A 12,698-nucleotide genomic window follows, 5' to 3' on the forward strand; every position below is an offset into this window, starting at 1 on the left:
GCACCATCCTCACGGCCCGCTCACGGACCTCGGGTGAGAACTTGTTCGACTTGTTCATGGCTCAATCCTCTCAGAGTATTGAGCCTCCTCAAAAACCGGGGCGATTCACGAAGACCAAGCGGCCGGCATGCGAGACCTATTCTGTCAGTGACTGCGTGAGGGCAAATGTACCCGGTCCGCTGTCGAGGAAAGCACCGCATTCAGCGTTCAACTGGACAGGCGTGCCCTAGGTCCGCTTCGAGCCCGATCCTGGAAGATTCACACGCTACGAAGATTTCTCGATCTCCGCCGTGAGATCGGTCAACCTCAGCTTGCTGCCGATCTTGTGACGTAGCCGCTTTAGTTCATCGATGACCGTCTGCAACTCCGCAGTCGTCGGCTTAAGTGGCATCAGTGTCGTGGCGAGAACTGGAATGACTTGCCTGCGCATGAATCGGGGGCCGGATTGGTTAAATTGCCATCCGACCATTGCAAACCCAAGCGCGACCAGTACGAGTAATGCGGCCCCCTCATACTCCAACGCCATCGCTATCACGGCAGATGCCCCCGCCATCACCAAGATGAAGGCACCGAGGATCGCAAGACCAATCTCCAGATCCAGATGCGTGGCTGAGTAGCGCTTCTCCACTGTGGGCGAGAGCAGCAAGAACGGGTTCCGGATAAGTACACGCCGATCTTCCGGAGACAAAGAAAATGGCGAGTGTCTGACCTGCGCCTCGAGTTCGAGCCGGGCTTTCTGCGCCTCATATAGACCGGGAAAGGTTTGGGCGACAAGTTCAGGCAACGGGAGCACTGCGCTGGCCACCGAGGCGTAGGTAGAAGGTTCAGCGTGGAATGCGGTTTTACACGTTGTGCAGCGCCGCTCGAATCCCACTAACGCGCCTTCGCCAGCACTGATGTAATAAATGTGGCCGGCGGAGCCAACGCGCTGCAGCTCAAAAGATGTGGGCGCACGGCAGATGGGGCAGAAATCCGCGACGTAACCCAAGGTGCGCCGGACAATCTTTCGCCCCCAAACGATAAACATCGCCACTCCCCGTTGAACTTGTTATCTGATCTCGCGTTCGTTGCCGGAGATTTCGTCACTGCAGCTTAGCTCAGCGGCTACAGGTTCACTGTGGCAGAAGTTCACAGAACAGGGTCTCGCGTTCAGCAACATCCGTGCTCGTAGGGCCTGCGGCGAATGTCAGGCTCTGGCCCGAATTGTGCCTGTCGCGTGAGCGCCCGTCGTGACGGGCGCCGAGGCGTAATCGCTCAGGCGTCGGTCTGCTCTGCCATCTCCAGCGCGTCTTCTACCTCGATGCCCAGGTAGCGCACCGTAATCTCGATCTTGCTGTGGCCAAGCAGCAATTGCACTGCTCGAAGGTTATGGGTGCGCCGGTAGATCAGCGATGCCTTAGTTCTTCGCATGGAGTGGGTGCCATACGCTGCGGAATCCAAGCCGATTTCCGTGACCCAGCTGTCCACGATCCTCGCGTACTGGCGTGTGCCGAGGTGCGGCGACGCGCTCACACGGCTGGGAAAGAGGAAATCTTCGCCGCGCAGGTGAGCTTGGACAATCCAGGCGCTGACGGCCTCGCGCGTCGGCTGAGTCAGTTCGAATTGGACCGGTCGACCGGTTTTTTGCTGCACCACGTTTGCGCGTGCCGCCGCCCTGTCGCCGCTTGCGATGTCGCGCACATGCAGCTTCACCAAGTCGCATGCGCGCAGCTTGCTGTCAATGCCGAGGTTGAAAAGGGCGAGCTCTCGCGTCCGGCAGGAGATCTGCAGCCGCACGCGGATGGCCCAGATTTCCTTGAGCTTGAAGGGCCGCTTCTGGCCTACGAGTTTTTCCTTGTTCCATGGCGGCCGGGAAGCCTTGACGATCGGTGTTTCCATGGCGCTCTCCTGTGCAAAGTTGGGGGAGTAATACTTTGCGCCAGAGCGCCTGCCGCTATCAAGCGCAGTCATCGGTCACGCAGTTGCGGGCCAGAAGCCGTCATACATGATTGATTAAGGTACAAACCGACCGCTCTTTTCGATTGTCTCGAAATTGCGTTTTGTCGTGTAAATCCTGAACTTCATCCCAGAGGCTTCCGCCCATTCCACCAGCCCTTCCTTGAGGTCGCTAAATGTCGTCTCGTCTAGATTGAGGTCATAAAGCCACATTGCCGTACCATCGCTGATCGGTATGTCTTCGCAAGTAATCATCACTTGCGTGGTACCTTTTGAGACACATAGGTGGTGGTAGTACATGTGGACATTTTTTGAAAACTTGATCGTCCACCCGTTGTGCAGTTGGCTACTCAAACGAACCTCCCATTGATGCTCTGTGTCTAAACGACTTCTCGCACGAGCGACCGCTTTTGGCCCAAATTCAGTCGGCTGAAAGAGCGTTGGCATACTTCAGTGGTGTCGCCATCCCCCAGACGACTGACCGGATCCGCTGCCGATCAAGCCGCTCGCGGATGTCGTCATCATTCAATCTTTGCGCCAAATTTCCAACGACAGGCGCATTCGCTGCGGCGAAGACGCGAATGTCGATCATCGCGAGTTCGCCGATGGTTAGGGTCGCCCCATCCTGTTCAAGATTTGGCCCATCGATGACAGCTTGGATCAGTGCTCCGTAGAGGTCGCTCGATGACGAGGCACATGTTCGATGAACACCAGAGGAACAAAACGTCCATCAGAGCGAGGCAAGAACGCGAAGTCGCCTCGCTTCAACTTCGTAGAGGTTTTGGGGATGAACGGCTGTTGCATTAGATGGATTCGATGGATGACCGCTTCTGGCTCGATGGCGGCTTAAACGCCCAAGAAGTTTTTGATCAACCACGACACAGCCAGTGAAAAACCAATGGCAAAGGACGCGCCAATCGCCTCGCTCACAAGGCTCGTCCACCATGTTCGTTTCGCCGGAGGTACTCGCATCGCGTCAGGAACCGCCACTTGATAAGCCTCTATCAAACTCTTTCCACATCGAGCGCACCGAAGGTCAGATGGCAGGTTGTCGCAGCTGCAAAGTGGGCAGTACATAGTTGTCGTTTCGCATCGCGATCGTAGTCTGAGCTGGATGCCCAACGTAACCGACCTTAGCCGGTGCTTGACCAGTTCGACGCCTTCGTTTTATCGAAGATGCGCGACTGTGATGAATGACCGGTTCTAGCCCGATTGCGGCTATCGTTGGCCAGCATTGAATGAGCTAAGACAGTCGTACTTCAAACCATCCACTTGATGCAGAGGAATCCAGCAATGAACACGCCTAAGCCCGCTAGGCAATGTTGAGATTTCGTTCGGAACTGCCAGCCCTTTTCGGTGAACGATGATTTCGGCAGAAGAAAAAATCGACTCCCCCACGGCGTTGTCACCCCCGATCTTGTGTTTTGCAGCGCCAAAAAACTGTAAAACCAGCTTCCAACGAAACAAGCGACAGTGGCCGCCATGACCACGCTGAGGATAATGTTCAGGGCTAGATGCATCGTCTGCTTGTTGTCAACTATTGGATTGAATGTAGCGATCGCGAACTTCGTCAGCAGGAGCCGCAACTCACAAAAATAGCCCAGCGTGACGAAGGTCCGGTTCTGGCCCGATTTCAGTCATCCGATTTCAGTCATGTGACGGCTTCGATCTTTCCATCACTTAACAGACCATCGAGTTCAGACCAAAGTTCATCGCAGAGGCCGGGCCTAAATGCCGATGTCTTGAACACAGCATGTTCGCTGCGATAAAGGCTCCAAAGAACGCGATTGGCGTCGGCGACACACGCGCGCACATTCGAGAGACGGTCAGCTGTTTTCACGATTAGCGCCAACTCTTCCGGCCCCGTCACTTTTGCCAATTTCGCATATGTTTTCGACTTCCGTTCCTTCCTGTTCGCACCAGGCTCGTCGGTGAGTAGCGAAACGCATACCGCGACTTCGCTACCAAAACGCGATTGCACCTCGGCCACTGTGGCACTGGTGTCCTCGACAACATCGTGCAGATATCCTATGACCTGAGCCTCTACCCCGTATGGGGCAAGCGTCGTCGCGACAGCATCCAAATGGTACGAATAAGGGTGCGGTCCATACATTTGCGCGCCGTGCATGGCAAGTGCATAGGCGCGCGCAGCGGAAAGTTCAGAGGTGTTCATCTCGGAATTCTGGCCCAGAATCGACTTTCTGCTCCTGGCCCAATTGCGGTCTTAGCCCACCGTCGTTGATATGCGCCTACCGCGCCAGCCCAGCCTCACCGTGAACCCTTAAACCTTCGGCGGCTCCGTCTTGATCGGATGCCCCCCAAACTCATTGCGCATCGCAGCCAGCAGCTTGTCGGTGAAGGAGTCGTCGTCGCGCGAGCGCAGCCGTTCGAGCAACGACAGCGTGATGACCGGCGCAGCCACACCCAACTCGATTGCCTCGTTCACGGTCCATCGCCCTTCTCCCGAATCGGCGACGTACGGGGCGATGCCGGCCATGGTCGGGTTCTTGCCGAGTGCGTCGGTCGTGAGGTCGAGCAGCCATGAGCGCACGACGCTGCCAGTGCGCCAGATCTCGCCGACCTGGTGCAGGTCGAGCGCGAAGTCGGTCTTGTGCTGCAGGATCGAAAAGCCTTCGGCGTACGCCTGCATCATTCCGTACTCGATGCCGTTGTGAACCATCTTGGTGAAGTGCCCCGAGCCGACCGGCCCGACACGGCCCCAACCCGCATCCTTGCCAGGCGCCAGCGTTTCGAAGATCGGGCGCAGCGCAGCGACCACCGTTTCGTCGCCGCCGATCATCATGCTGTAGCCCTCTTGCAGACCCCACACGCCACCGCTGGTGCCGCAGTCGACATAGGCCAGTCCTTTGCCGGCGTACGCCATCGCGCGGCGCAGCGTGTCTTTGTAGTTGGAGTTGCCGCCATCGATGACGGTGTCGCCCGGTGCCAGCAGCGCGAGCAAGGCATCGACGGTGTCGTCGGTGATCTTGCCGGCCGGCACCATCAGCCACACGACGCGCGGCGCCTCCAGGCTCCGAACGAGCGACGCGAGCGCATCGGCCGATGTCGCGCCCTTGGCTTCGAGCGCAGTCCGTGCCGCAGCATTTGGGTCGAAGCCGACGACGTGATGCCCGCCGCGCAGCAAGCGTTCTGCCATGTTGGCGCCCATGCGGCCGAGGCCGATCATTCCAAGCTTCATCGATGTGCTCCGTTTCGTTTTGTTCAACCGCGCTGGGGGATGGCGAGGCCGGCGGCCACAGCCGGACGCGCCACGAAAGCAGCCAGCACGCGCGCCACGTTCGGGAAATCGGTGAAGCCGACCAGCTCGCCAGCTTCGTAGAAACCGACCAGGTTGCGCACCCACGGAAAGATCGCGATGTCGGCGATGGAGTACGCGTCGCCCAGCATCCAGTCGCGGCCCGTCAGGCGTTTTTCGAGCACGCCGAGCAGCCGCTTCGACTCGGCTACATAACGATCGCGCGGCCGCTTGTCTTCGTAGTCCTTGCCGGCAAACTTGTTGAAGAAACCGAGCTGTCCGAACATCGGTCCGATGCCGCCCATCTGGAACATGACCCATTCGATGGCTTCGTAGCGGCCGGCCGCGTCCTGCGGGATCAGCTTGCCGGTTTTCTCGGCGAGGTAGAGCAGGATGGCGCCTGATTCGAACAGGCCGAGCGGCTTGCCGCCCGGTCCGTCTGGATCGAGGATGGCTGGGATCTTGTTGTTCGGGTTGAGCGACAGAAACTCCGACGACATCTGGTCGTTGGTTTCGAAGCTGACGAGATGCGGCTCGTAAGGCAGCCCGATTTCCTCCAGCATGATCGCGACCTTGACGCCGTTGGGCGTCGGCAGCGAATAGAGCTGAAGGCGGTCGGGATGCGCGGCTGGCCACTTCCTGGTGATCGGGAAAGTTGAAAGATCGGTCATATGCGGAGGGTTTCGAAAAAGATGGGCCGACGCTGAGTATCTCCGCGATACCCCAGAAAATCCTGCGGCGAGCAGGTCCGGCAGCACCGGCTTTTGCAGCCCATGTGTCGGGCAGCACACGATCTTTTCGGATCTCTGCTAAAAAAGTTCAGCGCTTGCATCAGCCATCCCGTCGGACCAACGCGCTTTCAAAAACCTTTCGTTGATTTGTCCTTGCCATGATGTCTTTCACAAGTCGAGCGCCCGGCCCGCGGCGCATCGAATCAGGCGTCGTGCGCCGCTCGAAGGCCCGAAGCTTTGCGTGGGCGTTGAGTCTCTTTGCCGGTGTCGGGCTGGCCCCGCCGGCGATGGCGGCACCCGAAGAAATCCAGGTCTATCTCGACGACCTAAGCGAGCCCGGCAAGTTCGGCGTCGATGTTCACAACAACTATGTTTTTTCCGGAAACTCAAAGCCCAGCTATCCCGGTGAGCAACCACCGGCGCATGTCTATCGTCTGACGCCGGAGTTCTACTACGGGCTCACCGACACATTGGAACTCGGCCTGTACGTGTTGGGTACGCGAACCGCTGCTTCCAACACGAGCGTTGTCGGCGGCAAATTCCGGATCAAGTACATCGCCCCACACGACAAGGAGCAGGGCTTTTTCTGGGGTGCGAATCTGGAAGTCGGGCGAACTGACCTGCGGGTGTCGCCTACGCCGTGGAATGCCGAACTCAAGGGCATCTTCGGCTATCGCACCGGCCCTTGGACACTTGCCGTCAATCCCAACTTCGACTGGAGCATTTCGCGAGGCGGTGGCCCGGTCACGTTCGACGTGGATGCCAAAGTGGCCTACGCGATCGATGCAAAAACGCAGATCGGTTTTGAAACCTACAACGAACTGGGGCCGCTTCGACACCTCGATTCCTTGAGTAAAAACAGCAAGACCTTGTTTGCTGTTGTCGATCATGAATTCACCGGCTTCGACGTGAACCTGGGCATCGGCAAAGGCATCACCAAAGAGGCCGACAAATGGACTCTGAAGTTCATTGTCGGCACGCACTTTTGAGCCTGCCCGGAGTCGAAGTATGATCGCAGATGATGTCGGGAGGGCCGGGCTTCACCCGACGAAAACAATGAACCATCTCGCGTTGGACCGTGCTGCTTCTGGGCATCACGCTGGTGGCCATCGCTGGCTTCGACGTCATCTTCCTGCACCACACGGCCGTCGCAGCGCGTGCCGCGCACCCGCCCGCCCAGGACATCGTCTTCGGTTCTTAAATCTCGTTCGCGCTCTATCTCTTTCCGTTGATGTTCGGCGGGATCGGTGTCAACATCGTTCCGCACGTGATGGTGTCGCGTCTGATCAGCGCTGAAAAGCGGTTTGCCAGGGAACATCCGGACGGTTGAGCGCTCCTGTTTGGGAGACGATCACGTCACACGTTCGCTCACACGGCCGTTGCATACCTTCGAGGCTCCATCAACTTTTTTCACCAGGAGCGAGCCATGCCCAAATTCGTGATCGAACGTGCAATCGCCGGCGTCGGAGCGTCGAAGCCCGCTGAATTGCAAGCCATTTCGCAAAAATCGTGCGGCGTACTGCAGGAACTCGGAACCGGCGTGCAATGGGTCCAGAGCTATGTCACCGGCGACAAGATCTATTGCATCTACAACGCGGACGACGAGGCTCTGGTGCGCGAGCACGCGCGTCGCGGCGGCTTTCCGGCGGACAGCGTGGCGCGCGTCGTGACGGTCATCGATCCGACCACTGCCGAAGCATGAGTCAATCAAAACGGCAACCCCCATGGGCCTCGCCATCCACCTCCTCGGCGTACCGCGGGTCGAGCGTGACGGCAAAGTCGTGCCACAGCCGCGCGGCCTCAAGGTCTGGGGGTTGCTCGCCTATCTGGTTCGCAGCGCGCGCGCGACACGCCCCAGTCGAAGACAGCTGGCCGCACTGCTCTTCGAAGACGCCGACGACCCATCGGCGGCCCTGCGCTGGAACCTGAGCCAGCTGCGACGACTGCTCGGTGACGCCGGTCTGCGCGGCGAGTTGCTGGCGCTATCGATCGAACCTCGGTCGTATGTCGATGTCGACGTCGTCGCTTCGGGCACCTGGGTCGAGGCGCTCAGTGCGCCGGGGCTCGGCCACGAACTGCTCGAAGGCATGAACTTCGCCAGCAGCCCGTCTTTCGAGGTCTGGCTGGCAACCGAGCGCCGCCATCTTCAGGCGACCACCGAGGCGGTGCTGCGCGAGGCCGCACTGGCGCGGCTCTCGGCGGGTGCCGCTGGCGAAGCGGCCGATCTGGCTGGCCGGCTGGTTCGCCAGAACCCGCTGGACGAAAACTACCAGGCGTTGCTGGTGCGCAGCCTCGCCGCCGCCGGGGACGGTGTCGGCGCGTCACGGCAGGTCGCCGCCTGTCGCGAGCTGTTCCGACGCGAACTCGGCGTGGTGCCAGGCGCCACGCTCGACGCAGCGATGCGCACCGACACCGCCGCGCCGACCGCACGACCGGCGACCGGCCGGGCCGCCGCCATCGCGCAAATGGAAGCCGGTGAAGCGGCCATCGGCGCCGGTGTCCTCGATGCCGGCCTGCAGTGCCTGCGCCGCGCCATCGTCGAAGCCGACGCCACCGGCGATGCGGCGTTGCGTGCCCGCGCACGCGTGGCGCTGGGCGGCGCGCTGGTGCATGCGGCCCGCGGCCGCGACGAAGAAGGCGCGACCGCGTTGCATGAGGCGCTCACCTTCGGCCAACAGGCTTCACCGGCACACGCGGCAGCGGCCTGTCGGGAACTTGGGTATGTCGAGTTCCTGCGCGGCAGATACGACCGCGCGCTGGCGTGGCTGCGACGGGCCGCGACGCTGGCGGGAACCGACCGTGCCGAGCAGGCCCGCATCGCAATCGTCCACGGCTCGGTATTGAGCGACACCGCGCACTATGCCGTCGCCCTCGGCCTGCTTCACAACGCCGTCGCACTGGCCGACACCATCGGCGATGCGAAGCAGCTGGCTTACGCGCAATCGATGCTCGGTCGCGCACTGCTCCTGTGCGGCGACTTGCCGGCCGCGACCGAGGTGCTCGATCGATCGGTCGCAGCGGCAAACAAAAGCTGGACTGCCTTCGTACCCTGGCCTCAGTCGCTCCGCGCCGAAATCGATCTGCTGGAAGGCAACGTCGACGCTGCCGCCGACCGCTTCGAGCATGCGTTCGCCCTGGGATGCCAGTTCGGCGACCCGTGCTGGGAAGGCATCGCCGGCCGCGGGCTCGGGCGCGTCGCCATCGCGCGCGGCGAGACAGCGCGCGCCGTCGAGATCCTGAGCGAGACCATCACGCGCTGCGTGCGGTTACCCGATGCCTATCTCTGGGGCAAGGGCTACGCGCTCGATGTCCTGTGCGGATTGGCCGTGGCCGAACGCTTGCCGCAAGCGCCTGCATGGGTCGACGAATTGCACTGCCTCGCCGCGCGCAGCGGCATGCGGGAGCTCACGGTGCGGTCGTACCTGCATCGCACGGCGCTCGGCGACATGGCCAGCGGCAGCGCGGCGCGCATGCTGGCCGACGAGATCGACAACCCGACGCTGTCGGGCGATGTCGATCGCGCCGTCCAGGTCGACAGCGGTGTCCGCATCAAGGCGCGCGCAATTGTGCCCGCAGCTTCTCGCCGATCTCCGGCCGCTCGAGAAACGGATCGGCCGGGTTCGTGATCGACACGATGTTCTCCATGCGGCTCTTCACGTTGCCCAGTGCCTTGGGGTGGCTGAAGACGTAGAACTGGTTGTCGCTGATCGCGGCAAACACCTTGTGCGCCACTTCGGCTGCGGTGATCTTGCCGCTGCTGACCGCCTTGTTGCTCATGGCCTGACCGATCAGCTGGCTCTTGGTGAGCTCTTCGTTCTTCGGCGCGTTCGGGCGATTGCGCTCGCTGCTGGTGATGCCGGTCGGAACGAAGTACGGGCACAGGAGGCTGGCGCCGATCTGGTCGGTGACGAGGTTCAGGTCTTGGTACAGCGTCTCCGTCAGGCTCACGACCGCGGCCTTGGCGGCGTTGTAGATGCCCATGTTCGGGGGCGTCAGCAGGCCGGCCATGCTGGCCGTGTTGGTGATGTGGCCGCGCCAGCTCGGGTCGGCGGCGGCCGCCTCCAACATCATCGGCGTGAACAGGCGCACGCCGTGCACCACGCCCCAGACGTCGACGCCGAGCACCCATTCCCAGTCGGCCACGGTGTTCTCCCACACCAGCCCGCCTGCACCGACGCCCGCGTTGTTGAAGACGAAATGCGGCGCACCGAAGCGCGCCTTGACGTCGGCCGCGAGCTGCTCCATTTGCGCCGCGTTGGCCACGTCGACCTTGCGCGCAAGCACCTGAACGCCAGCGGCTTCCATCTCGGCCTGCGCCTTGTCGAGCGCGTCCTGCTGCACGTCGACCAGCACGAGGTTCATGCCACGTGCGGCGCCGATGCGCGCGCATTCGAGGCCGAAGCCCGAGCCTGCGCCGGTGAGTACGGCGGTCTTTCCAATGAAGTCCTGAATCATGCGTTGTCTGCTTTCTTGAGTACGTAACCAATGCGGGGGAAATGAACGTGCAGCGTGCCGGCGCGGTCGTCGGTGCGCTCCAGCGTGTAATGCATGCGCGAAGCGGCAACGAGCTTGCCCACGGTCTCCTCGAGGCCGAAGCTTTCCGCGCGAATGGTGACCTGCGAGCCGAGCGGGATGCCGTGGTCGTCCTGGAAGGTGCTGTCCGTCAACAGTGAACCCGGCATTGATGCTTTGCCGACTGCGATGGCTTCATCGGCGCTGAATTGGGTCGACTTGCCGTGGCCTATCGCCGCGATGCGGTCCATCCAGTCGCCCACTGCGGGCGTCAGGTCGAGGATGCCTTTGACGGCGTCGATGCGGCGCGTGTACCAGAGCGGGTGGTAGGCAGAAAAGTCGGCGATGCACGGCATTTCACCGAGTAAAAATGGCTTGTCGTCCAGCATGTCGGAGATGCGGCGCAGGTACGACTTGTAGGCCGCCGCAGCATCGGCCGGACGCAGTCGCGTCATGTTGCCGACGCTCATCTTGCCGCGGTCTTCGCCAAAGGCCTTGACGGCTTCGGGTGGCGCCTTGGCAAACACTTCGGCTGCGCCTTTGGGCTGCAGGTTCCAGGCCATCGCGGCCCAGAACAGGGTGCTGTCGGCCCATTGCGCGAGGATGCGCGACATGCCTTTTTCTGGCTCGGGATACAGCGTCGGCTCGGGTGCGAGATGTTCGAGTACGTCGGCGATCAGGGCCGTGTCGCAGTAGACGTCCGCACCGATCTGCAGCACCGGCGTACGACGGTAGCCGCCGGTCAGCGGCAGCACATCGGGCTTGGGCATGATCGCCGGGATGAAGACCGATTTCCAGGGCAGCTTCTTATGGCCGAGGATCAGGCGCAGCTTTTCGGAGAAAGGTGACGTGGTGTAGTGGTGCAGGATGAGATCGGACATGTGTTCCTTGTGTCGGTTTTGTTCTGTGCGTTTTGCGATCAGTGCGGCATCGCGCGCTGCAGGATCGAATCGAAATCGACACCCGCGCCGAGCGTGCCGAAGGCCGGGCCCCAATCGCCGCCGAGACGCGATGCACAAAAGGCACCGACGACGGCGGGCGGCGCGGTCTGGGCCAGCAAGGCGCCCTGCACTGCCAACGCGACGTCTTGCGCGAGGCGGCGCGCTTCGCTCTCCGATGCCAGCACCTCGATCCGCGAAGGCAGCGCATCGATCAAGCGATCGAGCGATGCATGCGCGCCTCGCGCCGGCGCAAGCTCTTGCGCGAGTGCCGCCGCGGCATCGCCTTTGCGCAGGCCGCGCAGCAGATCGAGAGCCATGATGTTGCCTGCGCCCTCCCAGATGGAATTGAGCGGCATCTCGCGATACACACGAGCCATGACGCCTTCGCCGCCCTCCTCCACGTAGCCGTTGCCGCCGAGGCATTCCATCGCCTCCTGCGCGAAATGGCTGCCACGCTTGCAGATCCAGAACTTGGCGACCGGCGTGAGGATGCGCGCCATCAGGCGCTCGTGTTCGTCCTGCGGATGATCGAAGGCGCGCGCCAGCCGAATCGCCAGCGCGGTCGCGGCTTCGCTTTCGAGCGCGAGATCAGCCAGCACGTTTTTCATCAGCGGCTGGTCGATCAACGACTTGCCGAAAGCATGGCGTTGCGCCGTGTGATTCAGCGCCAGTGAAAGCGCCTGCCGCATCAGGCCGCTGGTGCCCAGAGCGCAGTCGAGCCGCGTCATCGTGCCCATCTCGAGGATCTGCGGGATGCCACGCCCTTCTTCGCCGACGAGCCAGGCGCTCGCACCCCGGAACTCGACTTCGGAGCTGGCATTGGCCTTGTTGCCGAGCTTGTCTTTCAGGCGCTGGATGTGAATGGCGTTGTGCTCACCCTCCGGCAGCACGCGCGGCAGGAAAAAGCAGGTGAGTCCAGCCGGCGCTTGCGCCAACACCAGAAAGGCGTCGCACATCGGTGCCGAGAAAAACCACTTGTGGCCGGTGATTTCGTAGCGCTCGCCCCAGCCATCGCCTCCGACGCGCACTGCACGCGTCGTGTTCGCGCGCACATCGGAGCCGCCCTGCTTTTCGGTCATGCCCATGCCCATGGTCACGCCCGGCTTGTCATTGAACGACTTGAGCGCAGGGTCGTACCAGAGGCTGCCGAGTTTGGCGCCCCAGTCCGCGTAGACAGCCGCATTGCTGCGCAGTGCAGGCGTGGCCGCGTAAGTCATGGAGATCGGGCAGAGGATCGAGGGCTCCAGCTCGGTGAAAAGCATGAAGCCGGCCGCGCGCTTGACGTGCGCTGCCGGATTTGTTCCCCCCCAAGGCGTCCCATGC

14 protein-coding genes are annotated in these 12,698 nt (G+C 61.7%); 4 read left to right on the forward strand and 10 right to left on the reverse strand.

The features are described from left to right. Positions 1 to 265 precede the first annotated feature (265 nt). The 7 genes from QN397_RS25605 to QN397_RS25635 all read right to left on the reverse strand — a co-directional run bounded on the left by QN397_RS25605 (position 266) and on the right by QN397_RS25635 (position 5,862). Positions 266 to 1,027: a hypothetical protein gene (locus tag QN397_RS25605; protein ID WP_323502366.1), complete on the reverse strand. Its 762-nt coding sequence runs from the start codon at positions 1,025 to 1,027 to the stop codon at positions 266 to 268. A gap of 227 nt (positions 1,028 to 1,254) precedes the next feature. Further along, on the reverse strand, positions 1,255 to 1,878 hold the full coding sequence (locus QN397_RS25610) for a tyrosine-type recombinase/integrase (RefSeq protein WP_323502367.1): 624 nt from the start codon (positions 1,876 to 1,878) through the stop codon (positions 1,255 to 1,257). A gap of 114 nt (positions 1,879 to 1,992) precedes the next feature. Then, positions 1,993 to 2,235 (reverse strand): hypothetical protein, encoded by a 243-nt coding sequence (locus QN397_RS25615; RefSeq protein ID WP_323502368.1) that lies wholly within the window; start codon positions 2,233 to 2,235, stop codon positions 1,993 to 1,995. A 121-nt stretch (positions 2,236 to 2,356) separates the two neighbouring features. Then, a complete protein-coding gene (locus QN397_RS25620) occupies positions 2,357 to 2,527 on the reverse strand; it encodes a hypothetical protein (RefSeq protein WP_323502369.1) in 171 nt (56 codons plus the stop codon). 1,059 nt (positions 2,528 to 3,586) lie between these two features. Beyond that, a complete protein-coding gene (locus QN397_RS25625) occupies positions 3,587 to 4,108 on the reverse strand; it encodes an HD domain-containing protein (RefSeq protein WP_323502371.1) in 522 nt (173 codons plus the stop codon). A 108-nt stretch (positions 4,109 to 4,216) separates the two neighbouring features. Further along, positions 4,217 to 5,161 carry a phosphogluconate dehydrogenase (NAD(+)-dependent, decarboxylating) gene (gnd, locus tag QN397_RS25630; protein ID WP_323502372.1) on the reverse strand — a complete coding sequence of 315 codons (945 nt, stop codon included), beginning with the start codon at positions 5,159 to 5,161 and terminating at the stop codon, positions 4,217 to 4,219. Further along, positions 5,158 to 5,862 (reverse strand): glutathione binding-like protein, encoded by a 705-nt coding sequence (locus QN397_RS25635; RefSeq protein WP_323502374.1) that lies wholly within the window; start codon positions 5,860 to 5,862, stop codon positions 5,158 to 5,160. The genes gnd and QN397_RS25635 overlap by 4 nt, the downstream gene beginning before the upstream one ends. Before the next feature lie 347 nt (positions 5,863 to 6,209). Between QN397_RS25635 and QN397_RS25640 the strand changes: the two genes are divergently transcribed. The 4 genes from QN397_RS25640 (at position 6,210) to QN397_RS25655 (ending at position 9,548) form a co-directional block, all read left to right on the forward strand. Further along, positions 6,210 to 6,911, forward strand: a complete 702-nt coding sequence (locus QN397_RS25640; RefSeq protein WP_323502376.1) for a hypothetical protein — start codon at positions 6,210 to 6,212, stop codon at positions 6,909 to 6,911. A gap of 89 nt (positions 6,912 to 7,000) precedes the next feature. Next, entirely contained in the window at positions 7,001 to 7,123 is a 123-nt protein-coding gene (locus QN397_RS25645) for a hypothetical protein (protein WP_323502377.1), read from the forward strand. A gap of 225 nt (positions 7,124 to 7,348) precedes the next feature. Further along, the gene (locus QN397_RS25650; protein ID WP_323502379.1) at positions 7,349 to 7,624 is read left to right on the forward strand and encodes a DUF4242 domain-containing protein; all 276 of its coding nucleotides are present in this window, start codon (positions 7,349 to 7,351) and stop codon (positions 7,622 to 7,624) included. 22 nt (positions 7,625 to 7,646) lie between these two features. Beyond that, positions 7,647 to 9,548, forward strand: coding sequence for a BTAD domain-containing putative transcriptional regulator (locus QN397_RS25655; protein ID WP_323502382.1), 1,902 nt, complete (start codon positions 7,647 to 7,649; stop codon positions 9,546 to 9,548). Here the strand turns inward: QN397_RS25655 and QN397_RS25660 are convergent. From QN397_RS25660 to QN397_RS25670, 3 genes are all read right to left on the reverse strand, one after another. Next, complete coding sequence (locus tag QN397_RS25660) at positions 9,472 to 10,377, reverse strand: SDR family oxidoreductase (protein ID WP_323502383.1); 906 nt, start codon at positions 10,375 to 10,377, stop codon at positions 9,472 to 9,474. The two genes, QN397_RS25655 and QN397_RS25660, sit on opposite strands and share 77 nt — an antisense overlap. Further along, on the reverse strand, positions 10,374 to 11,315 hold the full coding sequence (locus QN397_RS25665) for a glutathione S-transferase family protein (RefSeq protein WP_323502384.1): 942 nt from the start codon (positions 11,313 to 11,315) through the stop codon (positions 10,374 to 10,376). The genes QN397_RS25660 and QN397_RS25665 overlap by 4 nt, the downstream gene beginning before the upstream one ends. Before the next feature lie 38 nt (positions 11,316 to 11,353). After that, a partial coding sequence (locus tag QN397_RS25670; RefSeq protein ID WP_323502385.1) for an acyl-CoA dehydrogenase family protein occupies positions 11,354 to 12,698 on the reverse strand: 1,345 nt, incomplete at its 5' end.

The organism is Variovorax sp. RTB1, assembly GCF_035018765.1.
Classification (GTDB): Bacteria; Pseudomonadota; Gammaproteobacteria; order Burkholderiales; family Burkholderiaceae_C; genus Variovorax.

Excerpts from the sequence above, each read along its gene's own strand:
- QN397_RS25610 (WP_323502367.1), bottom strand. The coding sequence starts at position 1,878 with ATGGAAACACCGATCGTCAAGGCTTCCCGGCCGCCATGGAACAAGGAA.
- QN397_RS25625 (WP_323502371.1), bottom strand. The coding sequence starts at position 4,108 with ATGAACACCTCTGAACTTTCCGCTGCGCGCGCCTATGCACTTGCCATG.
- QN397_RS25605 (WP_323502366.1), bottom strand. The coding sequence starts at position 1,027 with ATGTTTATCGTTTGGGGGCGAAAGATTGTCCGGCGCACCTTGGGTTAC.
- QN397_RS25650 (WP_323502379.1), top strand. The coding sequence starts at position 7,349 with ATGCCCAAATTCGTGATCGAACGTGCAATCGCCGGCGTCGGAGCGTCG.
- QN397_RS25665 (WP_323502384.1), bottom strand. The coding sequence starts at position 11,315 with ATGTCCGATCTCATCCTGCACCACTACACCACGTCACCTTTCTCCGAA.
- QN397_RS25660 (WP_323502383.1), bottom strand. The coding sequence starts at position 10,377 with ATGATTCAGGACTTCATTGGAAAGACCGCCGTACTCACCGGCGCAGGC.
- QN397_RS25615 (WP_323502368.1), bottom strand. The coding sequence starts at position 2,235 with ATGTACTACCACCACCTATGTGTCTCAAAAGGTACCACGCAAGTGATG.
- QN397_RS25655 (WP_323502382.1), top strand. The coding sequence starts at position 7,647 with ATGGGCCTCGCCATCCACCTCCTCGGCGTACCGCGGGTCGAGCGTGAC.
- QN397_RS25635 (WP_323502374.1), bottom strand. The coding sequence starts at position 5,862 with ATGACCGATCTTTCAACTTTCCCGATCACCAGGAAGTGGCCAGCCGCG.
- QN397_RS25620 (WP_323502369.1), bottom strand. The coding sequence starts at position 2,527 with ATGATCGACATTCGCGTCTTCGCCGCAGCGAATGCGCCTGTCGTTGGA.
- QN397_RS25640 (WP_323502376.1), top strand. The coding sequence starts at position 6,210 with ATGGCGGCACCCGAAGAAATCCAGGTCTATCTCGACGACCTAAGCGAG.